Annotated in this window: 21 protein-coding genes; 15 read left to right on the forward strand and 6 right to left on the reverse strand. The window is 71.2% G+C overall.

Going from position 1 to position 24,386, the window contains the following annotated elements; all coding sequences use genetic code 11:
• Positions 1–13 precede the first annotated feature (13 nt).
• The 15 genes from HNR13_RS11170 to HNR13_RS11240 all read left to right on the forward strand — a co-directional run bounded on the left by HNR13_RS11170 (position 14) and on the right by HNR13_RS11240 (position 15,975).
• Positions 14–745: a DUF4129 domain-containing protein gene (locus HNR13_RS11170; protein WP_343063530.1), complete on the forward strand. Its 732-nt coding sequence runs from the start codon at positions 14–16 to the stop codon at positions 743–745.
• A complete protein-coding gene (locus HNR13_RS11175) occupies positions 742–1,263 on the forward strand; it encodes a hypothetical protein (RefSeq protein ID WP_179605820.1) in 522 nt (173 codons plus the stop codon). Before HNR13_RS11170 ends, HNR13_RS11175 begins: the two co-directional genes overlap by 4 nt.
• Complete coding sequence (locus HNR13_RS11180) at positions 1,260–2,312, forward strand: AAA family ATPase (protein ID WP_179605821.1); 1,053 nt, start codon at positions 1,260–1,262, stop codon at positions 2,310–2,312. The genes HNR13_RS11175 and HNR13_RS11180 overlap by 4 nt, the downstream gene beginning before the upstream one ends.
• Positions 2,312–3,640, forward strand: a complete 1,329-nt coding sequence (locus HNR13_RS11185) for a DUF58 domain-containing protein (protein ID WP_246312746.1) — start codon at positions 2,312–2,314, stop codon at positions 3,638–3,640. The genes HNR13_RS11180 and HNR13_RS11185 overlap by 1 nt, the downstream gene beginning before the upstream one ends.
• The gene (locus tag HNR13_RS11190) at positions 3,637–4,173 is read left to right on the forward strand and encodes a hypothetical protein (RefSeq protein WP_179605822.1); all 537 of its coding nucleotides are present in this window, start codon (positions 3,637–3,639) and stop codon (positions 4,171–4,173) included. The genes HNR13_RS11185 and HNR13_RS11190 overlap by 4 nt, the downstream gene beginning before the upstream one ends.
• 179 nt (positions 4,174–4,352) lie before the next feature.
• Entirely contained in the window at positions 4,353–7,292 is a 2,940-nt protein-coding gene (gene uvrA, locus HNR13_RS11195; protein ID WP_246312747.1) for an excinuclease ABC subunit UvrA, read from the forward strand.
• 9 nt (positions 7,293–7,301) lie between these two features.
• A complete protein-coding gene (gene uvrC, locus HNR13_RS11200) occupies positions 7,302–9,314 on the forward strand; it encodes an excinuclease ABC subunit UvrC (protein WP_179605824.1) in 2,013 nt (670 codons plus the stop codon).
• A gap of 115 nt (positions 9,315–9,429) precedes the next feature.
• Entirely contained in the window at positions 9,430–10,317 is an 888-nt protein-coding gene (gene rapZ / locus HNR13_RS11205; protein ID WP_179605825.1) for an RNase adapter RapZ, read from the forward strand.
• A gap of 57 nt (positions 10,318–10,374) precedes the next feature.
• Positions 10,375–11,355: a DNA-binding protein WhiA gene (gene whiA, locus HNR13_RS11210; RefSeq protein WP_179605826.1), complete on the forward strand. Its 981-nt coding sequence runs from the start codon at positions 10,375–10,377 to the stop codon at positions 11,353–11,355.
• 115 nt (positions 11,356–11,470) lie between these two features.
• Positions 11,471–12,097 (forward strand): superoxide dismutase, encoded by a 627-nt coding sequence (locus HNR13_RS11215; protein ID WP_179605827.1) that lies wholly within the window; start codon positions 11,471–11,473, stop codon positions 12,095–12,097.
• Positions 12,098–12,199: 102 nt separating this feature from the next.
• Complete coding sequence (gene gap / locus HNR13_RS11220) at positions 12,200–13,204, forward strand: type I glyceraldehyde-3-phosphate dehydrogenase (RefSeq protein ID WP_179605828.1); 1,005 nt, start codon at positions 12,200–12,202, stop codon at positions 13,202–13,204.
• A gap of 15 nt (positions 13,205–13,219) precedes the next feature.
• Positions 13,220–14,437, forward strand: coding sequence for a phosphoglycerate kinase (locus tag HNR13_RS11225; protein WP_179605829.1), 1,218 nt, complete (start codon positions 13,220–13,222; stop codon positions 14,435–14,437).
• On the forward strand, positions 14,425–15,228 hold the full coding sequence (gene tpiA / locus HNR13_RS11230; protein ID WP_179605830.1) for a triose-phosphate isomerase: 804 nt from the start codon (positions 14,425–14,427) through the stop codon (positions 15,226–15,228). Before HNR13_RS11225 ends, tpiA begins: the two co-directional genes overlap by 13 nt.
• 108 nt (positions 15,229–15,336) lie before the next feature.
• A complete protein-coding gene (gene secG, locus HNR13_RS11235; RefSeq protein WP_179605831.1) occupies positions 15,337–15,582 on the forward strand; it encodes a preprotein translocase subunit SecG in 246 nt (81 codons plus the stop codon).
• Positions 15,583–15,609: 27 nt separating this feature from the next.
• Complete coding sequence (locus HNR13_RS11240; RefSeq protein WP_179605832.1) at positions 15,610–15,975, forward strand: RNA polymerase-binding protein RbpA; 366 nt, start codon at positions 15,610–15,612, stop codon at positions 15,973–15,975.
• A gap of 75 nt (positions 15,976–16,050) precedes the next feature.
• Here the strand turns inward: HNR13_RS11240 and pgl are convergent, their stop codons facing one another.
• The 6 genes from pgl to tkt are packed head-to-tail and all read right to left on the reverse strand — an operon-like array spanning position 16,051 to position 24,208.
• Positions 16,051–16,821, reverse strand: coding sequence for a 6-phosphogluconolactonase (pgl, locus tag HNR13_RS11245; protein WP_179605833.1), 771 nt, complete (start codon positions 16,819–16,821; stop codon positions 16,051–16,053).
• Positions 16,818–17,780, reverse strand: a complete 963-nt coding sequence (locus HNR13_RS11250; RefSeq protein ID WP_179605834.1) for a glucose-6-phosphate dehydrogenase assembly protein OpcA — start codon at positions 17,778–17,780, stop codon at positions 16,818–16,820. The genes pgl and HNR13_RS11250 overlap by 4 nt, the downstream gene beginning before the upstream one ends.
• Positions 17,777–19,318 (reverse strand): glucose-6-phosphate dehydrogenase, encoded by a 1,542-nt coding sequence (gene zwf, locus HNR13_RS11255; protein ID WP_179605835.1) that lies wholly within the window; start codon positions 19,316–19,318, stop codon positions 17,777–17,779. The genes HNR13_RS11250 and zwf overlap by 4 nt, the downstream gene beginning before the upstream one ends.
• A 9-nt stretch (positions 19,319–19,327) precedes the next feature.
• Entirely contained in the window at positions 19,328–20,938 is a 1,611-nt protein-coding gene (locus HNR13_RS11260; RefSeq protein WP_179605836.1) for a glucose-6-phosphate isomerase, read from the reverse strand.
• Positions 20,935–22,080, reverse strand: a complete 1,146-nt coding sequence (gene tal / locus HNR13_RS11265) for a transaldolase (RefSeq protein ID WP_179605837.1) — start codon at positions 22,078–22,080, stop codon at positions 20,935–20,937. The genes HNR13_RS11260 and tal overlap by 4 nt, the downstream gene beginning before the upstream one ends.
• A 34-nt stretch (positions 22,081–22,114) precedes the next feature.
• The gene (tkt, locus tag HNR13_RS11270) at positions 22,115–24,208 is read right to left on the reverse strand and encodes a transketolase (RefSeq protein ID WP_179605838.1); all 2,094 of its coding nucleotides are present in this window, start codon (positions 24,206–24,208) and stop codon (positions 22,115–22,117) included.
• Between the last annotated feature and the right edge of the window lie 178 nt (positions 24,209–24,386).

Below are 24,386 nucleotides of genomic sequence, written 5' to 3' on the forward strand. Positions count from 1 at the left end.
CTACGGTGGCAGGGTGGGCTCGAAGGCGACGCGGTCGCGGCAGCGGTGGGGGATGGTCACCGCCGCCGGGCTGCTCCTCGCCTTCTCCGGGGTCGCGCTCGCGTTCCAGGGTGCGCCGGTCTTCACCGGCCTCCGGTTCACCCCGCCCGCTGCTGACCTCCAGCCGCACCCGGGGGAGCAGCAGGTCACCGGCACTCCCACCCCGGAGGACATCCCGCACGAGACCCGCATCGACCTGACCTGGGTGACGTACGCCGTGATCGCCCTGATCGTCGTGGTGCTGCTCGCCCTGCTCTGGCGGTATCTGCGACGCAGGCTGCAACCCGTGTTCCCCGGTCTCAGCGGCGACGTGGCCGGCTCGACCGAGGGCAGTGTCGCGCCGGAGCCGCCCGCGCAGCCCCGGCCCGAACGCGTCCGTCGCGGCCTCGATCGTGCCCTCGACCTGCTCGGCGAGGACCGCGAGCCGCGGGACGCGATCGAGCGGGCGTGGCTCGGCCTGGAGGAGGGCGCGGCGGACAGCGGCGTCCACCGGCTGCCGGCCGAGACGCCGGGGGAGTTCGTCCGGCGCGTGGTCAGCCGTGTGGCGTCGGACCGCGCCGCCGCCGGCGAACTCCTCGACCTGTACCTGCGCGCCCGGTTCAGCGACGCGCCCGTGACCGCGTCCGACGTCGATGCCGCCCGCGCCGCGGTCGAGGCGTTGCGCGCCTCGTGGGGCGCCGCCGCCGCCGGAGGGGTGGTCCGATGACCCGAGCACGGATGGTCCGGCGCGCCGTCGGGTGCGTGCTCACCGCCGCGATCGTCGGGACGGCGGCCTGGTTCTTCGGGATGGACACCCCGCACGCGGTCGGGCTCGGCTTCGTCGTCTTCGCGCTCGGCGCCGTGCTGTCGCTGCTCGGGGAGCAGGCCGAGGTGACCTGGCCGGTCCCGTCGCCGCAGCCGCGGCCCGGCGCCCGGCGGGACGTCGTCCAGCTCGGCTGGTCGCTCGGCGCCCGCGGCGGACGGGTGTCGCCCGAGGCGGTCCGCCGCCTCCGCGGGCTCGCCGCTGAAGTCCTCGACCGGCACGGGGTGCAGCTCGACGACCCGGCGTCCCAGCCCGAGGTCGTCCGGCTGCTCGGCGAGGAGACCGCCGTACTGCTCCGCAAGGGCAGCGCTGCCGCCCCGCGCCCGAAGGAGTTCGCGGCCGCCCTCGCCCGCCTGGAGGCCATCGCCGCCGCCTGGTCCCCGACCGGAACCACCGCCGCCGATCTGACAGGAGCCGCATGATCCCGGACAGCCGAACCGACACCACGACCACCACAGCAGCCACCGCTGCCGCTGCCGACGGACTCGCCCCGTTGCCCGTCGCGGAGGTCGCCCGCCTCGGCGCCGAGGTGCTGGAACGGGTCGAGAGCGTCGTCGTCGGCATGCGCGAGCCGCTGCACATCGCGCTGGCGACCGTGCTGGCCGGCGGCCACGTGCTGTTCGAGGACGTCCCCGGGCTCGGCAAGACCCTCGCGGCGCGGAGCATCGCGAGCGCGGTCGGCCTCGACTTCCGGCGGCTGCAGTGCACGCCCGACCTGCTGCCCTCGGACATCACCGGCTCGTTCGTGTACGTCCCGTCGACCGCGGAGTTCGAGTTCCGGCCGGGACCGGTGTTCACCGGGCTGTTCCTCGCGGACGAGATCAACCGCACGTCGCCCAAGACGCAGTCGGCGCTGCTGGAGGCGATGGCCGAGGGCCAGGTGTCCGTCGAGGGCCGCAGCTTCGCGCTGCCGCGCCCGTTCCACGTCGTCGCGACGGCGAACCCGATCGAGTCGGAGGGCACCTACGCGCTGCCGGAGGCCCAGCTCGACCGCTTCATGGTGCGGCTCGGCGTCGGCTACCCGGACGCGGACGGCGAGGCCCGGGTGCTGCTCGCCCGCGTCGCGCGACGGCACGAGGTCGCGACCGTCGAGCCCGTCACCGACGCGCGCACGCTCCTGGCCATGCAGGCCGGCGTCGAGCGGGTGGACGTCGACCCGGACATCGCCGCCTACTGCGTCGCCCTCGCGGCGGCCACCCGCCGGCACCGCTCGGTGGAGGTCGGCGCGTCCCCGCGCGGCTCGCAGGGGCTGCTCCTGGTCGCGCGGGCGCTCGCGGTCCTCGCCGGCCGGGACTTCGTCATCCCCGACGACGTCAAACGGGTCGCGGTGCCGGTGCTCGCCCACCGCCTGACGCTGACCGTGCAGGCGTGGACGAGCGGTGTGAGCGCGTCCCAGGTCGTGCTGGAAGTGGTGTCCTCGGTGCCAGGGCCGCCCGCGGTGGGCGTGCGGGAGCGGGAGACGGCTCCCTGATGTCCCTCTGGTCGCGGGCCCGCATGCCCGGGCCGCGCGAGCGGGAGGAGGCTCCCGCCGGCGGCTCGGGCTGGGCGCTGAGCCCCGGGGTGACCGCCGCCGCGATCGTCGCGATGGTGTGCCTGGTGGCGGCGTTCGTGATGTCGCGGGTGGAGCTCGTGCTCGTGGCCGCGCCGCTGCTGCTGGCCGCGGTGCTCGGCTGGTCGTCGCGTCCGCAGGCGGCGGGCGCGCGCACGAGCGTGGCCATCGGCGGCGATGACCCGGACGGCCGGGTGCGGGTCGACGCCGTGGCGGAGGCCGAGGGAGGCGTCGACGGCGTCCACCTGCGCATCCACCGCGCCGACCGCGAGCCGGAGGACGCGGTCGTGACGCCGGCGAACGCCGCACGCCTGCGCTTCCGCGTCGCGGTCTCCCACTCCGGGCCGCAGCGGATCCTCTCGATCGCCGCCCGCGGGATCGGGCCCGACGCCGCCTGGACCGGCGACCCCGGACTTCCGGCTGTGGCCGAGCGGGTGGTGCGCCCGGCCGCGCAGCGGGTGCGGAGCCTGCCGCTGCCCGCGCGTCTGCTCGGGCTGACCGGCGCCCACGTCTCCTCGCGGCCGGGCGACGGCGGCGAGTTCCGCGACATCGACCGGTTCCGGCCGGGCGACCGGCTGCGCCGCATCGACTGGAAGGCGACCGCGCGCCTCGCCCAGCGGCCGGGCGAGCTGTATGTGCGCCGCACCACCGCGACCTCCGACGCCGCGGTCCAGCTGGTGATCGACGCCCGCGACGACGTGCCGGGCGCGGTCGCCGGCTGGGCGGCGCCCTACCCGCGGCCGGGCGCGACCTCGCTGGACCTCGCCAGGGAGGCCGCGGTGTCGCTGGCGGGCGCGTACGCGGCGGCCTCCGACCGCGTCGGCTTCGACGACCTCTCCGACGCCCGGCGCGCACTGCCGCCCCGCGCGGGCGCCCGGCACCTCAGCCGGGTGCTGCGCGCCGTCGAGCTGACCACCGCGCACGGCTCGGCGACCGAGCGGGCGCGCGCGCCCCGGCTGGCGCAGGGGGCGGTCGTGTTCGTCCTGTCGACGTTCCTCGACGACCAGGCCATGCGGCTCGCGCTCACCTGGCGCGCCGCGGGCCATCGGGTCATCGTGGTGGACGTGCTGCCGCCGCGGAGCGTCGCGGAGCTCCCGGCGAGGGAGCGCTTCGCCCTGCGGGTGGTGGACCTGGAGCGCGCACTCCGCCTCGACCGGCTCCGGGCGGCGGGGGCGGAGCTGCTGGAGTGGTCCTCGCCGGACCGCGACGCGACGCTCCGGCGGCTGGCGACGCCGAGGAGGCGGCCGTGAGCGCGACGGGGGAGCGGTCGCCCGGCGCCGCTCCCGCCCCCGACCTCGGCCTCACGGTCCCCGCCTGGTCGCTGCGCGTCGCCTTCGCGGTCGTGGCCGTCCCGCTCGCGCTCACCACGGCGCCCAGCGGGATGTGGCCGACGCTGGCGGTCCTGCTGACCGGCGTCGCCGTCGCCGTGCCGCGCTGGCGCGTCGCCTGGGTGCTCATCGCCGTGCTCGCCTTCTCCACGCTGCTGGAACCGGGGACGCTCACCCCGCGGCTGCTCGCCCTGATCGCCGCCGTGCACGTGCTGCACGTCCTCGCCTCCTGGATGCTGGTCCTCCCCGCCGGCGCCCGGTTGCAGCCGGCCGCGCTGCTGCCGTCGCTGCGCCGCGTGGTCCTCATCCAGCTCCCGGTGCAGGCGGCGGCGACCGTGCTGCTGCTCATCGCCCGGCCGGCGGCGGCGCCGTGGCTCGCGATCGTGTCGGGCGGCGCGATCGTCGGGCTCGTCGCGCTGCTCGCGACGCTGCTGCTCGCCCGGCCGCGCGTCTGAGACGCACCCGCGGGTACGAATGTCGGTGGTCCGGCGTACGCTCGCGCGTGGTCGCATCCAGCCTGCCCGAGTTGCTAGAATCGAACAAAGCTTCGAACTCGTCACCGGGGTGACCGACGGGGCACCGCGTCGTGCGCGGTGGGCGAACACGCGGGTGGGGCGACGGCGAATAGCGGAGAATGGAACGAGTGAGCACTCTGAGTAGCAGGAGTTCGGCAGGAAATCCGAGCAAGGTCGTGGGTTCGCACCTGAGCGTCCGCGGCGCGCGCGTGCACAACCTTCACAACGTGGACCTCGAGATCCCGCGGGACTCCCTCGTCGTCTTCACCGGTCTGTCCGGATCGGGCAAGTCGTCGCTCGCGTTCGACACGATCTTCGCCGAGGGCCAGCGCCGCTACGTCGAGTCGCTGTCCGCCTACGCGCGGCAGTTCCTCGGCCAGGTCGACCGGCCGGACGTCGACTTCATCGAGGGCCTGAGCCCCGCGGTCTCGATCGACCAGAAGTCCACCAACCGCAACCCGCGGTCGACGGTGGGCACGATCACCGAGATCTACGACTACATGCGCCTGCTCTGGGCGCGCATCGGCGTCCCGCACTGCCCGGTCTGCGGCGAGAAGATCCAGCGCCAGACGGTGCAGCAGATCGCCGACCAGCTCATGGAGTTGGAGCCGGGCACGCGTTACATGGTGGTCAGCCCGGTCATCTCCCAGAAGAAGGGCGAGTTCGTCGACCTCTTCAAGGAGCTGGCGGCGAGCGGCTACTCGCGCGCGCTCGTGGACGGCGAGCAGATCCAGCTGAGCGAGCCGCCGACCCTCAAGAAGCAGTACAAGCACGACATCTCCGTCGTGGTCGACCGCCTGGTCGCCGGTCCCGACATCCTCGGCCGGCTCACCGACTCGCTGGAGACCGCGCTGCGGCTCACCGACGGGCTCGTGCAGGTCAACTTCGTCGACCGTGAGGGTCCCGAGGCGTGGCAGTCGTTCAGCGAGAAGCTGTCCTGCCCGAACGGCCACCCGATCCAGCTCACCGAGATCGAGCCGCGCACCTTCTCGTTCAACGCGCCGTTCGGCGCCTGCCCGGAGTGCTCGGGCCTCGGCACGCGCATGTCGGTGGACGAGGACCTGCTGCTCGGCGACGACGAGCTCAGCATCGCGGAGGGCGTCATCGTCCCGTGGACGACGCAGGGCAAGGGCCTCTTCAACTACTACGAGAAGCTGCTCGACGGCCTCGCCCGCGACCTCGGCTTCTCGCTGAAGACGCCGTGGAAGAAGCTTCCGCAGAACGTGCGGGAGGCCGTGCTACGCGGCGACAACTTCGAGGTCAAGGTGCGGTGGAAGAACCGCTACGGCCGCGAGATGTCGTACACCTCCGGCTTCGAGGGCGTCGTGCCCTACATCGAGCGCCAGTACATGCAGGCCGAGACCGACACCCAGCGCGCCCGCTGGGCCGAGTACCTCCGCGAGGTGCCCTGCCCGGTCTGCCAAGGCAAGCGGCTGAAGCCCGAGGTGCTGTCGGTGCTCGTCCACGGCGCGTCCATCGCGGACGCGTCGCTGCTCAGCCTGTCGGACGCGCGTGCGTTCATGGAGAAGCTGCACCTGACCGAGCGCGAGCAGAAGATCGGCGCGCAGGTGCTGCGCGAGATCAAGATCCGGCTCGACTTCCTCATCCAGGTCGGCCTCAGCTACCTCGACCTCGCCCGCGCCGCTGCGACGCTCTCGGGCGGCGAGGCGCAGCGCATCCGCCTGGCGACCCAGATCGGCTCAGGGCTCACCGGCGTGCTGTACGTGCTGGACGAGCCGAGCATCGGCCTGCACCAGCGCGACAACCGGCGGCTGATCGACACGCTCGTCGCGCTGCGCGACCTCGGCAACACGCTGATCGTGGTCGAGCACGACGAGGACACCATCCGCACCGCGGACTGGATCGTCGACATCGGCCCGGGCGCCGGCGTCAACGGCGGCCACGTCGTGCACTCGGGCTCGTACGACGAGCTGCTGGCCAACACCGAGTCGCTCACCGGCGACTACCTCGCCGGGCGGCGCGAGATCGTCATCCCGGAGAAGCGGCGCAAGATCGACAAGAAGCGCGTGATCCGGGTGGTCGACGCCGAGGCCAACAACCTCAAGAAGGTCACGGTCGACTTCCCGCTCGGCGCGTTCGTGGCGGTCACCGGCGTCTCGGGCTCCGGCAAGTCGTCGCTGGTCAACGACATCCTGTACCGGGTGCTCGCCAACAAGCTCAACGGCGCCCGCAAGCTCCCCGGCAAGCACCGCACGGTGACCGGGCTCGAGAACCTGGACAAGGTCGTGCACGTCGACCAGGCGCCGATCGGGCGCACGCCGCGGTCCAACCCGGCGACCTACACCGGCGTGTTCGACCGCATCCGCACGCTGTTCGCCGAGACGCCGGAGGCCAAGGCCCGCGGCTACCTGCCCGGCCGGTTCAGCTTCAACGTCAAGGGCGGCCGCTGCGAGGCGTGCTCGGGCGACGGCACGATCAAGATCGAGATGAACTTCCTGCCCGACGTCTACGTCGCGTGCGAGGTCTGCGGGGGAGCGCGCTACAACCGCGACACCCTGACCGTGCACTACAAGGGCAAGAACATCGCCGAGGTGCTCGACATGCCGATCAGCGAGGCGGCCGAGTTCTTCCGGCCGATCTCGGCGATCCACCGCTACCTGCAGACGCTCGTGGACGTCGGCCTCGGCTACGTCCGGCTCGGCCAGAGCGCCACGACGCTGTCGGGCGGCGAGGCGCAGCGCGTCAAGCTCGCGACGGAGCTGCAGCGCCGGTCGAACGGCCGCAGCGTCTACGTGCTCGACGAGCCGACCACCGGTCTGCACTTCGAGGACGTCCGCAAGCTCCTGCTGGTGCTGAACGGTCTGCTCGACAAGGGCAACACCGTCATCGTCATCGAGCACAACCTCGACGTCATCAAGTCCGCCGACTGGATCATCGACATGGGTCCGGAGGGCGGCGCGGGCGGCGGCGAGGTCATCGCGACCGGCACGCCGGAGCAGGTGGCCGAGACGCCGGGGAGCCACACCGGCTACTTCCTCAAGGAGATCCTGCAGGGGGAGGGCGCGCTCGGCAGCGAGCGTGTCCGCGGCGCCGCGTAGGATCACGCTGTGCAGAGTACGGACACGGTCGGCTACCGCCCCAAGGCCGGCGAGATCCCCACCCAGCCCGGTGTGTACCGGTTCCGCGACAAGAACCGGCGGGTGCTCTACGTCGGCAAGGCGAAGAACCTCCGCGCGCGGCTGAGCAACTACTTCCAGCCGCTGCGGAGCCTGCACGAGCGCACCCGGCGGATGGTCACGACCGCGTCCAGCGTCGAGTGGACCGTCGTCGCGAGCGAGTTCGAGGCGCTCCAGCTCGAGTACACCTGGATCAAGGAGTTCAACCCGCCGTTCAACGTGCAGTTCCGGGATGACAAGTCGTACCCGTACCTCGCGGTGACGCTGGGCGAGCGCATCCCGCGCGTCATGGTCACGCGCAACCGCAACCTCAAGGACGCGCGCTACTTCGGCCCGTACACCAAGGTCTGGGCTATCCGCGACACGGTCGACCTGATGCTCAAGGCCTTCCCGGTGCGCAGCTGCTCGGACGGCGTGTACCGCCGCGCCGAGCTCACCGGGAGGCCGTGCCTGCTCGGAGACATCGGCAAGTGCGCCGCGCCCTGCGTCGGCCGGATCAGCCCGGAGGACCACCGCGAGCTGGCCGAGGACTTCGTCTCCTTCATGGCGGGCAACGACAGCAAGTACATCCGCGACCTCACCGAGAAGATGAAGCAGGCGGCGAGCACGCTCGACTACGAGGCCGCCGCGCGGCACCGCGACGCGATCGGCGCGCTCGAGGCGGCCATGGGCAAGAGCGCGGTCGTCCTCCAGGAGAACGTCGACCTCGACGCCTTCGGCATCGCCCACGACGAGCTGGCCGCCGCCGTGCAGCAGTTCATCGTCCGCGGCGGCCGGATCCGCGGTGTGCGCTCCTGGGTGGTCGACAAGGAGCTCGACATCTCGCTGGGCGAGCTGGTCGAGACCGTGCTGCAGAACGCGTACGAGGGCGCCGACGCCCCGCCGCGCGAGATCATCGTGCCCGAGCTGCCGGAGGACGCCACGGAGCTCGAGCAGTGGCTCATGGCCCGGCGCGTGGAGGCCGACGAGGCCGGCCCGGTGCGGCGCGGCCCCAAGTCCAGCGGCCGCGTCGAGCTGCGGGTCGCCCAGCGCGGCGACAAGGCCGCGCTCGCGCAGACCGCGGAGATGAACGCGAAGAACGCGCTCATCCTCTACAAGACCCGGCGCAGCTCCGACTTCGTCGCGCGGTCGAAGGCGCTCAACGACATCCAGGACGCCCTCGGCATGGCTGAGGCCCCGCTGCGCATGGAGTGCTTCGACGTCTCGCACCTGAGCGGCACGAACATCGTCGCGTCGATGGTCGTGTTCGAGGACGGCCTGCCGCGCAAGGACCAGTACCGGCGGTTCAGCATCCCGGAGTCCACCGACGACACCGAGTCGATCTACCAGGTGATCTCGCGCCGGCTGGCGTACCTGAGGGACGGCGGCGACCAGCCGGAGGACACCGGCACCGAGCAGCCCGACAGCGAGCAGCCCGACATCGAGCAGCCCGACAGCGACGGCGACGACCCGCGGATCGACGTCGACGCCGAGCTCGCGGAGGCCGCCGAGCGCCGGCGCCGGAAGTTCTCCTACCCGCCCAACCTGCTCATCGTCGACGGCGGCCAGCCGCAGGTCGCCGCCGCGCAGCGGGCCCTGGAGGAGTCCGGGGTCACCGGCATCCAGCTCGCCGGCATCGCCAAGCGGCTGGAGGAGATCTGGCTGCCCGACTCCGACTTCCCGGTCATCCTGCCGCGGAACAGCGACGCGCTCTTCCTGGTGCAGCGCATCCGCGACGAGGCGCACCGCTTCGCGATCACCTACCAGCGGGCGCGGCGCAAGCGCGACATCTCCACCGTGCTCGGCGAGATCCCCGGCCTCGGCCCCGCGCGCGTGAAGGAGCTGCTCAAGCACTTCGGCTCCGTGGCGCAGCTGCGCCAGGCCACGCCCGAGCAGATCGCCGAGGTGCGCGGCGTCGGCCCGACCCTCGCCGCCGCCGTCCACGAGCGCCTCGCCGCCGGCTGAGCGCGGCCCACCCGCGAAGAGGGGACCGCGCAAGCGCGCACCGGCACGGGAAACCGTCTCGGGCCGGCGGGTCAGTCGGTAGGCTGGTCGCACGCGGTTCAGAGAAGGAGAGCACGTGGCGACCGACATCGACACGAACGCCGAACAGCAGGAAGTGCTGATCGTGACCGGGATGTCGGGCGCGGGCCGGTCGACGGTCGCGAACGCCCTCGAAGACCTCGACTGGTACGTGGTCGACAACCTGCCTCCGCAGATGCTGCGGCCGCTCATCGAGCTGGCGAACCGGGCGGAGTCCGGGCTGCCGCGGATCGCCGCGGTGGTCGACGTCCGGGGCCGCAACTTCTTCGAGGACCTGCAGTCCATGATCCAGAGCCTGCGCGAGGGCACCAAGGTGCGCGTGCTGTTCCTGGAGGCCTCCGACGCCGTGCTCGTCCGCCGCTTCGAGCAGGTGCGCCGCCCGCACCCGCTGCAGGGCAACGGCACCATCCTCGACGGCATCGACGCGGAGCGCGCCCGGCTGCGCGAGATCCGCGAGGCGAGCGACATCATCGTCGACACCACCGATCTGAACATCCACCAGCTCGCCACCAACATCACCGACACCTTCGCGGCGGAGGACACGGCCGGCGTGCAGGTGACCGTGATGAGCTTCGGCTTCAAGTACGGCCTGCCGCCCGACGCCGACCTGGTCGCCGACGCGCGGTTCCTGCCCAACCCGTTCTGGAATCCCGAGCTGCGCCCGCACACGGGACTGGACGAGATCGTGCGCGACTACGTGCTCGAACAGGACGGCGCGGAGGAGTTCATTACCGGCTACGTCGCCGCGATGCGCCCGATCTTCGCCGGATACCAGCGGGAGAACAAGCGGCACGCGATGATCGCGATAGGCTGCACGGGAGGGAAGCACCGGTCCGTCGCGATAGCCGAAGAGCTCGCGGCCCGGTTGAGGGGCTTCCCCGGCGTCGCGGTCAACACCAAGCACCGCGACCTGGGCCGTGAATGATGCCGGCCGCCCACTTCACGGCGTGACCCGCGCCGTCTTTCACAGTTAGGAATCCGATTGGCTCTCACCGCCGACGTCAAAGACGAACTCACGAAGGTCGAAGTCAGCAAGACGACCGTCCGCGCCGCGGAGCTCGCGACCATCCTGCGGTTCTCGGGCGGCCTGCACCTGATCGGCGGCCGGATCGCGGTGGAGAGCGAGCTGGACACGCCCGAGCTCGCCCGCCGCGTCCGCAAGGACCTCGCCGAGCTGTACGGCGTCCGCAGCGACGTCTCCGTCATCTCGGCCTCCGGCGTCCGCCGCAGCAGCCAGTACCTGGTCCGCGTCCTCGAGGGCGGCGAGACGCTCGCCCGGCAGACCGGCCTGCTGGACGCCCGCCGCCGCCCGATCCGCGGCCTCCCGAACCGGCTGACCACGGGCTCCCGCGAGGAGCTCGCGGCGGTCTGGCGCGGCGCGTTCCTCGCGCACGGCTCGCTGACCGACCCCGGCCGCTCCGCCGCGCTGGAGGTCACCTGCCCCGGCAACGAGGCCGCGATGGCCCTGGTCGGCGCCGCCGGCCGCCTGGGCGTGCCGGCCAAGGCGCGCGAGGTGCGCGGCGTGCACCGCGTCGTCATCCGCGACGGCGAGGCGATCAGCGCGATGCTGGTGCAGATGGGCGCGGCAGAGACGGTCGCCAACTGGGAGGAGCTGCGCCAGCGCCGCGAGGTGCGCGCGACGGCGAACCGCCTGGTGAACTTCGACGACGCCAACCTGCGCCGCTCCGCCCAGGCCGCCGTCGCCGCCTGCGCCCGCGTCGAGCGCGCCCTGGAGATCCTCGGCCCGGACGTCCCCGAGCACCTGCGCTACGCGGGCGAGCTCCGCCTGGCGCACCGCGACGCCAGCCTCGACGAGCTCGGCCACCACGCCGACCCGCCCATGACCAAGGACGCCGTCGCCGGCCGCATCCGCCGCCTCCTGGCGATGGCCGACAAGAAGGCCTCCGAGCTGGACATCCCCGGCACCGACGCCAACCTCCCGGCCGACCTGGATGAGGTGTAGTTTCCGCAGTGGGCGTGCGGCCGGGAAGGAACCCGCGACCGGCCGGGTTGCCCTCACTAGACTGGACAAGTCGCCCGATTCGGGTCTCGAAGAAGAACAACTGTGGAGATGAGTAATGGCTGACTACACGCTCGCCGACCTTCCGTACGACTACTCGGCCCTGGAGCCGAACATCAGCGGCCGGATCATGGAGCTGCACCACGACAAGCACCACAAGGCGTATGTGGACGGCGCCAACACCGCCCTCGCCAAGCTGGCCGAGGCCCGCGACGCCGACGACCTGACCTACGTCAACAAGCTGCAGAAGGACCTGGCGTTCAACCTCGCCGGCCACGTCAACCACACGGTCTTCTGGAACAACCTGTCCCCGGAGGGCGGCGACAAGCCGACCGGCGAGCTCGCCGCGGCGATCGACGAGTTCTTCGGCTCGTTCGACAAGTTCCGCGCCCACTTCACGGCGTCGGCGCTCGGCATCCAGGGCTCCGGCTGGTCGATCCTCGCGTGGGACTCGCTCGGCCAGAAGCTCATCATCGAGCAGCTCTACGACCACCAGGGCAACCTCGCGGCGGCCACCATCCCGCTGCTGCTGCTCGACATGTGGGAGCACGCCTTCTACCTCGACTACGTCAATGTGAAGGCGGATTACGTCAAGGCGTTCTGGAACATCACCAACTGGGCGGACGTCAACGACCGCTTCGAGAAGGCCCGCGAGAAGACCTCCGGTCTGCTGCTACTGTCGTAGCGGAAAGGCGTCCCGGGAGGGAGCCTTCCCGGGACGCCGCCGTCCGCCTGAAAACACCCACATGGCGCCGTCCGGCGCCCCATCAAGCAACGGGAGACATCTGTGTCCGTAAAGATCGGAATCAACGGGTTCGGTCGCATTGGTCGCAACTACCTGCGCGCGGCCCTCGCCAAGGGCAGCGACCTCGAGATCGTCGCGGTGAACGACCTCACCGACAACAAGACGCTCGCGCACCTGCTCAAGTACGACTCGATCACGGGCCGCCTGGACGCGACGGTGGAGCTCGAGGGCGACAGCATCGTGGTCAACGGCAAGCCGATCAAGGTCCTCGAGGAGCGCGACCCGGCCAACCTCCCGTGGGGCGACCTGGGCGTGGACATCGTCATCGAGTCCACCGGCCGGTTCACCAAGGCCGCCGACGCCAAGAAGCACATCGAGGCGGGCGCCAAGAAGGTCATCATCTCCGCTCCGGCGACCGACGAGGACGCCACGTTCGTCATCGGCGTGAACGAGCACCTGTACGACCCGGAGAAGCACAACATCATCTCCAACGCGTCGTGCACCACCAACTGCCTCGCGCCGCTGGCCAAGGTCTTCAACGACGAGTTCGGCATCGAGCGCGGCCTGATGACCACGGTCCACGCCTACACCGCCGACCAGAACCTGCAGGACGGCCCGCACAGCGACCTCCGCCGCGCCCGTGCCGCCGCGATCAACATCGTCCCGACCTCCACCGGCGCCGCCAAGGCGATCGGCCTGGTGCTCCCGGAGCTCAAGGGCAAGCTCGACGGCTTCGCGCTGCGCGTCCCGGTCCCCACCGGCTCGATCACCGACCTGACCGTCACCGCCTCGCGCCCGGTCACCGTCGACGAGGTCAAGGCCGCGTACAAGAAGGCCGCAGAGGGACCGCTGAAGGGCATCCTCAAGTACACCGAGGACGAGATCGTCTCCTCCGACATCGTCTCCGACCCGCACTCGTCGATCTTCGACTCCGGGCTGCTGCGCGTCATCGGCGACCAGGTCAAGCTCTCGAGCTGGTACGACAACGAGTGGGGCTACTCCAACCGTCTGGTCGACCTGACCGAGTACGTCGCCGAGCGTCTCTAAGGGCCGGGAACCGACGTGACGCTCCGCACCCTCGACTCACTCGGTTCGCTCGCGGGAAAACGCGTCGTCGTCCGCTGTGATCTGAACGTCCCCCTCCAGGACGGGAAGATCACGGACGACGGTCGCGTGCGAGCGTCGATTCCCACCCTCGACGCCCTGATCAATCAGGGCGCCAGGGTGGTCGTGATCTCCCACCTCGGCCGCCCCGACGGCGCGCCGGATTCGAAGTACAGCCTGGCCCCGGTGGCCCAGCGGCTCTCGGAGCTGCTGGGGAAGCCGGTGACCTTCGCGCAGGACACCGTCGGCGCTGGCGCCGAGTCGGCGGTCGCCGGCCTGAAGGACGGCGACGTCGCCCTGCTGGAGAACCTCCGGTTCAACCCGGGGGAGACCGCCAAGGACGACGCGGAGCGCGAGGCCTTCGCCGCCAAGCTCGCCGCGTTCGGCGACGCGTTCGTGTCGGACGGCTTCGGCGTCGTCCACCGCAAGCAGGCCAGCGTGTACGAGCTCGCCAAGGCGCTCCCGAGCGCCGCGGGCACGCTCATCGCGACCGAGCTGGACGTGCTCGACCGGCTCACCGAGAACCCCGAGCGGCCCTACGCGGTCGTGCTCGGCGGCTCCAAGGTGTCGGACAAGCTCGGCGTGATCGGCCACCTGCTCCCGCGCGTCGACTCGCTGCTCATCGGCGGCGGCATGCTGTTCACCTTCCTCGCCGCGCTCGGCCACAAGGTGGGCTCCAGCCTGCTGGAGGCCGACCAGCTCGACACCGTGAAGGGCTACCTGGCGAAGGCCGAGGAGCTCGGCGTCGAGATCGTGCTGCCGCGCGACGTGGTCGTGGCCTCGAAGTTCGGCGCGGACGCGGAGCACGTGGTGCGCCCGATCGACGGCATCGAGGACACCGACTGGGGCGCCTCCGGGCTCGGCCTCGACATCGGCCCCGCCACCGGCGAGCTGTTCTCGGAGTACATCCGCGGCGCCCGCACGGTGTTCTGGAACGGCCCGATGGGCGTCTTCGAGCTGGCGCCGTTCGCGGCAGGCACCAAGGCGATCGCGCAGGCGCTCACCGAGGTCGACGGCCTCGGCGTCGTCGGCGGGGGAGACTCCGCGGCCGCCGTGCGCGCGCTCGGCTTCTCCGACGATCAGTTCGGTCACATTTCTACCGGTGGCGGCGCGAGCCTCGAGTTCCTCGAGGGCAAGCGCCTGCCGGGTCTGGAGGTCCTGGGATGGCAGCAGTGAACGGTTCCGTGCGGCGCGTCCCGCTGATCGCGGGCAACTGGAAGATGAACCTCGACCACCTGCAGGCGATCGCGGTCGTCCAGAAGCTGGCGTGGACGCTGAAGGACGCGGGGCACGACTACTCGGCCGTCGAGGTCGCCGTCTTCCCGCCCTTCACCGACCTGCGCAGCGTGCAGACGCTGGTCTCGGCCGACAAGCTCCCGATCGCCTTCGGCGGCCAGGACGTGTCCGAGCACGACTCGGGCGCGTACACCGGCGAGATCGCCGCGTCGTTCCTGGCGGCGCTGGAGTCGCGCTATGTGATCATCGGCCACTCGGAGCGCCGGACGCTCCACAACGAGACCGACGAGCAGGTCGCGGCGAAGGTCGCGCAGGCGATCAAGAACAACATCGCGCCGATCATCTGCGTCGGCGAGACGGCGGAGGACCTGGAGACGCACGGCGCGAGCGCCGTCCCGGTGGCGCAGCTGCGCGCCGCCCTGGCGTCCGTCGACTCGGCGGCGGACTTCGTCGTCGCGTACGAGCCGGTCTGGGCCATCGGGTCCGGTCAGGCGGCGACGCCGGAGCAGGCCGAGCAGGTCGCAGCGGCGCTGCGCGGGGTCATCGTCGAGCTGCTCGGCGAGGACGTCGCGGCCAAGACGCGCATCCTCTACGGCGGCTCGGTGAAGTCGGGCAACATCGCGGGCTTCATGCGCGAGCCGAATGTCGACGGTGCGCTCGTCGGCGGCGCGAGCCTGGACGTGGCCGAGTTCTCGGCCATCATCCGCTACCAGAAGCACGTCGGACTCTGACGGCGCGCGGCGGCTCCCCGCAACCGGGGTGAGCCGCCGCGCCCTCCGGCGGTTATACTGGTCGTTGGTTTTGCCGGGCGCGGGCCCGGTCGCATCGAAAGGTCAAGCGTGCAGATTCTCACGGTCATCCTCCAGGTCCTGCTGGGGATCACCAGCCTCCTGCTGACCCTCCTCATCCTGTTGCACAAGGGACGCGGCGGCGGCCTCTCCGACATGTTCGGCGGCGGCGTCACCTCCAACCTCGGCGCGTCGGGCGTCGCGGAGCGTAACCTCAACAGGATCACCGTCATTCTCGGGCTCATCTGGATCACCTGCATCGTCGTCCTGGGCCTCATCACCAAGTTCAGCGCCTAGCCGGCGCGCCTTCACCAGAGGAGAAACATGGCATCCGGAGGAAGCGCAATCCGTGGCTCGCGCGTCGGCGCAGGCCCGATGGGGGAGCAGGACCGGGGTTTCCACGCCGAGCGCGTGGCGATCTCGTACTGGGACGCCCTCGGCAACGAGACCGTCCGCTATTTCGCGGCGAACCTGCCCGACGAGGAGATCCCCGACGTGATCGACTCGCCGTCCACCGGCCTCCCGGCCGGCCGCGACAAGGAGAACCCGCCGTCGGTCGCGAAGACCGAGCCCTACAAGACGCACCTGGCCTACGTGAAGGAGCGCCGCTCGGAGGAGGAGGCGGAGCAGCTGCTCGAGGACGCCCTCAACCAGCTGCGCGCCCGCCGCGGCAAGCCCACCAGCAACTAGAGCATCAATCGAAGAAGCCCCGCCGGTCGATGACCGGCGGGGCTTCTCGTGTGTCTGCGCTTTGTAGGTTCGGGCTCAGTAGCTCGGAGCGATGAGGTTCTCCGGCACGTCTACCGCGGCGTCCTTGTCCACGAAGAACACGGTGCGCTTGCGGCCCTTGGCGCCGGCGACCGGCACTTCCGTGTAGCTCGCGCCGGCGAGGGCGAGCCCGAGAGCGCTCGCCTTGTCGCTGCCCGACAGCACCAGCCAGATCCGGTCGGAGGCGTTGAGCACCGGCCGGGTGAGGCTGAGGCGCTGCGGCGGCGGCTTGGGCGACTCGCGCTCGACGATGACCGTGGCCTCCGTCTCGCGGATGCCCGCGCGGTCCGGGAACAGCGACGCGATGTGGCCGTCCGGCCCGACGCCCAGGAAGGTGATGTCGAACTTCGGGAAGGCCTGACCCTCCGGGGCGAACGCCTGCAGCTCGGCGGCGTAGACGCTCGCGGCCTCCTCGATGTCGGGGATCTCGTCCGACGCCGGGAACGGGTGGATGTTCTCCGGCGGCACCGGGAGGTGGTCGAGGAGCGCCTCGCGCGCCTGGCGCTCGTTGCGCTCCTCGCTCGACTTCTCGACGAACCGCTCGTCACCCCACCAGAAGTGCACCTTCGACCAGTCGATGGTGTCGCGCGCCGGCGAGCCGTTCACGGCCTCCAGCACCGCGATCCCCATCGTGCCGCCCGTGAGCGCGATGTTGGCCGCGCCCAGGTCGTCGAGGATGTCGATCGTCTTGGTGAGGAAACGCGCGGCCACCGACGCGGCGAGGGCCTCCTTGTCAGGGTGGACGAGCACCCGCCGTTCGTTCGTCATGCTGTCGCGACCGCTCCTTCGTCGGAGGCCTCGAGCAGCCCGAGGCCCTTCGTGATGACCTCGCCGTACAGGTCGTCGGGGTCCAGCCTACGCAGTTCCTCGGCGAGACAGTCGCGGAGGTTGCGGCGCGGCAGCGCCAGGTCGTGCGTCGGCTGGCCCGGCTGGGAGAGGCGGGCCACGTTCGGAACCTCGCGCTCCAGCTCGATCGTGCCGGACGCGCGCTCCATCTTCACGCCGTGGATGCCGCCGGAGCCGATCGCGCGCGACGCCAGGTCGTACTGGACGGGCACCTGCAGCTGCAGGCGCAGCCAGGCGGCGAGGAGCAGGGTGGAGGGCGAGTCGGCGGCGCCGGCGACCTCCACCGCGGTGATCGGCTCGTACGGCGGCTGGTCGAGCACCGCGGCGAGCTGCGCGCGCCACAGGGTGAGCCGCGTCCAGGCGAAGTCGGTGTCGCCCGGGGCGTACGTGTCGGCCAGGTGGAAGAGCGCCTCCTGGGGGTTCGGCTGGGCCGACGCGTCGGTGATCCGGCGCGTGGCGATCCGGCCGAGCGGGGAGTGCGACACCTTGGCCGGCGCGATCCCCGGCCACCAGACGACCACGGGGGCGTCGGGCAGCAGGAGGCCGGTGACCAGGCCCTCCTCGTCGCTCGCCGTCTCGCCGTAGGCGCGGAGCACGATGACCTCGCTGGCGCCCGCGTCGCCGCCGACGCGGATCTGGGCGTCGAGGCGCCCGGAGTCCGTGTGGCTGCGCTCCTCCTCGGTCGAGACCACGATGACGCGCATCGGGTGCTCGCGGGAGGCGTCGTTGGCGGCCTCGATGGCCTCCTCCTCCTGACCGAGGTGGGTCGCGATGATGAGCGTGAGCACGCGGCCGAGGGCGACGGCGCCGCCCTCCTCGCGGATCTTGACGAGCGCCTTCGAGATGTTGCTCGTCGTGGTGTCGGGGAGATCGACGATCATGGACGCCTCCAGACGCGGCCGTCGCGGGCGAGGAGCTCGTCGGCGGATGTCGGGCCCCAGGTTCCGGGGCGGTACTGCTCGGGCTGGCCCAGCGTGGCCCAGAACTCCTCGATCGGGTCGAGGATCTTCCAGGACAGCTCGACCTCTTCGTGCCGCGGGAACAGCGGCGGGTCGCCGAGCAGCACATCCAGGATGAGCCGCTCGTAGGCCTCGGGGCTCGCCTCGGTGAAGGCGTGGCCGTAGCCGAAGTCCATGCTCACGTCGCGCACCTGCATGCCGGCGCCGGGGACCTTCGAGCCGAAGCGGATGGTCACGCCCTCGTCGGGCTGGACGCGGATGACGAGCGCGTTCTGGCCGAGCGCGCTGGTCTGCGACTCGGCGAAGAGCTGCTGCGGCGCGCGCTTGAACACGACGGCGATCTCGGTGACCCTGCGGCCCAGGCGCTTGCCCGCCCGCAGGTAGAACGGCACGCCGGCCCAGCGGCGGGTGCCGATCTCCAGCTTGATCGCCGCGTAGGTCTCCGTGGTGGACTCGGGGTTCATCCCGTCCTCCTCCAGGAAGCCGACGACCTTCTCGCCGCCCTGCCAGCCGCTGCTGTACTGCCCGCGGGCCGTAGCCTTGGCGAGGTCCTTCGGCAGGCGGACGGCGGCGAGCACCTTCTCCTTCTCGGCGCGCAGATCGGCGGCGTCGAACGAGATCGGCTCCTCCATCGCCGTGAGGGCGAGGAGCTGCAGCAGGTGGTTCTGGATGACGTCGCGGGCCGCGCCGATGCCGTCGTAGTAGCCGGCCCGGCCGCCCACGCCGATGTCCTCGGCCATCGTGATCTGCACGTGGTCGACGTAGTTGGCGTTCCAGATCGGCTCGTAGAGCTCGTTCGCGAAGCGCAGCGCCAGGATGTTCTGGACCGTCTCCTTGCCGAGGTAGTGGTCGATGCGGAACACCGAGTCCGGCGGGAACACCGACTCCACGACCTTGTTGAGCTCGCGCGCCGACTTCAGGTCGCTGCCGAACGGCTTCTCGATGACTACGCGCCGCCAGCCGGTGCCGGACTGGTCGGCCAGCCCCGACTTCTTGAGTTGCGCCGTGACCAGCGGGAACGCCTTCGGGGGGATCGACAGGTAGAACGCGTGGTTGCCCATCGTGCCGCGCTCGGCGTCCAGCTTCTCGACGGTCTCCTTCAGCCGCTGGAACGCGTCGTCGTCGTCGAACTCGCCGGGGACGAAGCGCACGCCCTGGGCGAGCTGCTTCCACACGTCCTCGTCGAACGGGGTGCGCGCGTACTGCTTGACCGCGTCGTAGACGACCTTCTCGAAGTCCTGGTCCTCCCAGTCGCGCCGGGCGAACCCGACGAGCGAGAACCCGGGCGGCAGGAGGCCGCGGTTCGCCAGGTCGTAGACGGCCGGCATCAGCTTCTTGCGGGACAGGTCGCCTGTCACGCCGAAGATGATGAGGCTGCTCGGCCCCGCGATGCGGTTGAGGCGACGATCGGAGGGCAACCGCAGGGGATTGAACTCCGGGGTGATCTCCACCGGTGACATCTGGCTCCTCTAGTTGACGGCCTCGAACAGCGAGACGACGTCGGCCTCGGGGTTCGTGAGGGTCAGGGTCAGGACCGGACGGCCGTGCTCGCCGAGGACGCTGGCGTCGCCGGCGGCCTGGGCCTGGATGAGCTGGCCGAAGGTGAACGGGCGGTCCGGGATCTCCAGGTCCTCCGGAGCGACTGCGGTGATCTGCAGGAACACGCCGACGGCGGGGCCGCCCTTGTGGAACTGACCGGTCGAGTGCAGGAAGCGCGGGCCCCAGCCGAACGTGACGGGACGGCCGGCCTTGGCGGCGAGCAGGTCGCGGATGCCCGCGAGCTGCGGCAGCGCCAGCCGGTCGACGTAGGCCTGGACCGAGACGTAGCCGTCCGGTCCGAGCTGGGCGAGGAGGGCGTCCACCGCGCCGTCGAGCGTCGACGCGTCGCCGAGGAACGAGCCGGTGGTGCGCACCTCGATGCCGCCCGCGGTGAACGCGGGGGCGACGGGCTCCGGACGGTTCTCGAGCAGCGCGCGGGCGGCGACCTTGGCGGCCTCCACGTCGGGCTGGTCGAACGGGTTGATGCCGAGCAGGCGCCCGGCGACCGCGGTCGCGTACTCCCAGACGATCAGCTGGGCGCCCAGGCTGCCGGACACGAGGATCTCGCCCTCGTGGCGGTCGGCCGGGAACAGGTGGTGCGCCTCCGCGTTGGCGACGAGCCGCACGACCTGGAGGTCGGCCGGCTTCGACGACAGCTCGGGAGCGAGCGTGTCGAGCACGACGGGCAGCAGGCCGGTGCCGTTCTTTCCGGTGGACTCCGCGATGAGCTGCTCGGCCCAGTCGGGGAACCCGACGATGTGGGTGCCGTCGGCGACGAGGCCCAGCTTGTCCTTGAGCGGGTTGGTTCCGGCGATCGCCGCGCCGAGCACGAGGCCCGGGTTGGCGTCGTTGTCGACGGCGAGCTCGATGAGGGTCGCCTCCGCCTCGTCCAGCAGCTCGGAGATGTCCACGCCGGCGAGGCCGGACGGGACGAGCCCGAACGCGGTGAGCGCCGAGTAGCGGCCGCCCACGTTGGGGTCGGCGTTGAACACGCGGTAGCCCGCCTCGCGCGCCGACTGGTCGAGCGGCGAGCCCGGGTCGGTGACGACGACGATGCGCTCGACCGGGTCGATCCCGGCGTCGCGGAACCACTTCTCGTACACGCGCTTCTGGCTGTCGGTCTCCAGGGTCGAGCCGGACTTGGAGGAGATGACGACGGCGGTCTGGGCGAGGCGGTCGCGCAGTGCCGAGAGCACCTGGCCCGGGTCGGTCGAGTCGAGGACCGTGAGCTCGGCCTCCGCGGTGCGCGTGATGACCTCCGGCGCGAGTGAGGAGCCGCCCATGCCGCCGAGGACGATGTGGTTGACGCCCTTGGCGTGCAGCTGCTCGCGCAGCGCGACGATCTCGGGGACCAGCGGACGGGAGATCGCGACGGCCTCGGTCCAGCCGAGGCGCTTGGACGCCTCGGCCTCGGCCTCAGGACCCCAGAGGGTCGGGTCCTGCGCGGTGATGCCGGAGGCGACCCGGTCGGCGACGAGCTGCGGCACGACCGACGCGACGGCCTGGGCCGCCGGGCCGGTCACGTGGATGCGGAAGGTCACTTGGCGGCCTCCGAGCCCGTGGCGGCCTCCAGGGCGTTGGTGACGGTCTCGACGAGCTCGCCCCACGACACGTTGAACTTGTCGACGCCCTCGCGCTCGAGGGTGGCGGTGACGTCGTCGTAGTCGACGCCGAGGCCGGCCAGCGCGTCCAGGACGCCCTTCGCGTCGGCGTAGTTGGCGGTGACGGTGTCGCCGGTGATCTCGCCGTGGTCGAAGGTCGCCTCCAGCGTCTTCTCCGGCATGGTGTTGACCGTGTTCGGCGCGACCAGCTCGGTGACGTAGAGGGTGTCGGGCAGGCTCGGGTCCTTCACGCCGGTGGAGGCCCAGAGCGGGCGCTGCTCGTTCGCGCCGGCGGCCACGAGGGCCTTGGCGCGGTCGGTGGCGAACTCCTGCTCGTACAGCTCGTAGGCGAGGCGCGCGTTCGCGATGCCGGCCTTGCTCTTGAGGGCGAGGGCCTCGTCGGTGCCGATCGCGGTCAGGCGCTTGTCGACCTCGGTGTCCACGCGGGACACGAAGAACGACGCGACCGACTGGATGCCGGCGAGGTCGATGCCCGCGGCCTTGGCCTTCTCCAGACCGGTCAGGTAGGCGTCGATCACCTGGCGGTAGCGCTCCAGGCTGAAGATCAGCGTGACGTTGACGCTGATGCCGGCCGCGATGGTCTCGGTGATGGCCTCCAGGCCCTCGACCGTCGCCGGGATCTTGATCAGCACGTTGGGCTTGTCGACCTTGGCGGCGAGCTTCTTCGCCGTCTCGATGGTGGCCTTCGCGTCGTGCGCGAGGCCCGGCTCCACCTCGATGGAGACGCGGCCGTCGACGCCGTTGCTGGCCTCGAAGACCTCGTGGAAGATGTCGCTGGCGTCGGCGACGTCGTCGGTCGTGATCTCGAAGATCGCGTCCTCGACGCTGACGCCGGCGGCGGCGAGCTCCTTGACCTGCGCGTCGTACGCCTCGCCCTTGGCGAGGGCGGCGGCGAAGATCGTCGGGTTGGTGGTCACGCCGACGACGTTGCGCTCGGCGATCAGCTTCTGGAGTCCGCCCGTGGTGATGCGCTCGCGGGACAGGTCGTCGAGCCAGATGCTGACGCCGGCGGCGGAGAGCGCGGCCGTGGGGGAGGCGGTGGTGGAAGTGGTGTCGGTCATCGTGGTTTCTTCTTCTCTTCTTCCGTGCCCGCGCTCAGAGCGACGCGAGCGATTCCTTGGCTGCGGCGACGGCGTGCTCGGTGGTCATGCCGAACTCGCGGAACAGCGTCTTGTAGTCGGCCGAGGCGCCGAAGTGCTCGATCGAGACGCTGCGGCCGTGGTCGCCGACGATCTTGTTCCAGGCGAGCGCCAGGCCGGCCTCGATCGAGACGCGGGCCTTGAGGGCGGCGGGGAGGACCTTCTCCTGGTAGGCGGCGTCCTGCTCGGAGAACCACTCGAGGCAGGGGGCCGAGACGACGCGGGCGTTGATGCCCTCGCCGCGCAGCACCTCGCGGGCCTCGAGCGCGATCTGCACCTCGGAGCCGGTGGCGATGAACAGCACGTCGGGGGTGCCGCCCGGGGCCTCGGCCAGGATGTACGCGCCCTTGGCGACGTTGGCCGCCGAGGCGAGCGTGTCGCCGGAGGCCTCGCCGTCTCCGCGCTCGAACACCGGGATGTTCTGGCGGGTCAGCGCGATGCCGGCGGGGCCGCCGCGGCGCTCCAGGATGGTCTTCCAGGCGTACGCGACCTCGTTGGCGTCGCCCGGGCGGACGACGTCGAGGTGCGGGATGGCGCGGAGGGTCGACAGCTGCTCGATCGGCTGGTGCGTCGGGCCGTCCTCGCCGAGGGCGACGGAGTCGTGCGTCCAGACGAAGATCGACGGCACCTGCATGAGCGCGGCCAGGCGGATCGCCGGGCGCTGGTAGTCGCTGAAGATCAGGAACGTGCCGCCGAATGGCCGGGTCGGGCCGTGCAGCACGATGCCGTTGAGGATCGCGGCCATCGCGTGCTCGCGGATGCCGAAGTGCAGCACGCGGCCGTACGGGTTGCCGGTCCACTCGTGGGTCGAGTGCTCGGCGGGCACGAACGACGCGGCGCCCTCGATGGTGGTGTTGTTCGACTCGGCGAGGTCGGCCGAGCCGCCCCACAGCTCGGGCATGACGCCCGCGATGGCGTTGAGGACCTTGCCGCTGGCCGCGCGGGTCGACACGTCCTTGCCGGCCTCGAAGACCGGGAGGGCCTCCTCGAAGCCCGCGGGCACGTCGCCGGCGAGCAGGCGGTCCAGGAGCTCCTTGCGCTCCGGGTTCGCCGCGGCCCAGGCGTCGAAGCCCTTCTGCCACTCGGCGTGCTCCTGGGCGCCGCGCTCGACGGCCTTGCGGGTGTGGTCGATGACGTCCTCGGCGACCTCGAAGGTCTGGTCGGGGTCGAAGCCGAGCACCTCCTTGACGGCGCGCAGCTCGTCGGCGCCGAGCGCGGAGCCGTGGATCTTGCCGGTGTTCTGCTTCTTGGGGGCCGGCCAGCCGATGATGGTCTTCAGGACGATCAGCGACGGCTTGTCGGTGACGGCCTGGGCGTTCAGGATGGCCTGGTGCAGCTCCTGCACGTCCTCCTCGTAGACGCCGGTCTTCTTCCAGTCGACCACCTGCACGTGCCAGTGGTAGGCCTCGTAGCGGGCCTTGACGTCCTCGGTGAAGGCGATGTTCGTGTCGTCCTCGATCGAGATCTGGTTGGCGTCGTAGATGGCGATCAGGTTGCCGAGCTGCTGGTGGCCGGCGAGGCTCGAGGCCTCCGAGCTGACGCCCTCCTCCAGGTCGCCGTCGCTGGCGATCACGTAGACGAAGTGGTCGAACGGGCTGGTGCCCGGGGCGGCGTCCGGGTCGAACAGGCCGCGCTCGAAGCGCTGCGCGTAGGCGAAGCCGACCGAGGAGGAGATGCCCTGGCCGAGCGGGCCGGTGGTGATCTCGACGCCCTTGGTGTGGCGGTACTCCGGGTGGCCGGGGGTGAGCGAGCCCCAGGTGCGGAGCGCCTTGAGGTCGTCGAGCTCGAGGCCGTAGCCGCCGAGGTAGAGCTGGATGTACTGGGTCAGCGAGCTGTGGCCTGCGGACAGGATGAAGCGGTCGCGGCCGAGCCAGTGCTCGTCGTGCGGGTCGCGGCGCATCACCTTCTGGAAGAGCAGGTACGCGGCGGGGGCGAGGCTCATCGCGGTGCCGGGATGCCCGTTGCCCACTTTCTCCACCGCGTCGGCCGCGAGGACGCGCACCGTGTCGACTGCCTTGTTGTCAATGGGATCCCACTGCAGAGCTGCCACGTGAAAACTGACCCTTCCTAGAGGTGGTGAGGGTCGTCGTGTAACCCGCACCGGTTGAGGTAGTGCGCGCCGTGGACGTCATCGGCGCCGGTGGCGCTTCTCCGTCACAGTCCTACAAATCGAGGTCCGTGGGAAGGGGCACCGGCTGGCGAGCACCTCCAAGTATAGGTAACGCGCA

It is taken from the genome of Leifsonia shinshuensis (genome assembly GCF_013410375.1).
Lineage (GTDB): Bacteria > Actinomycetota > Actinomycetes > Actinomycetales > Microbacteriaceae > Leifsonia > Leifsonia shinshuensis.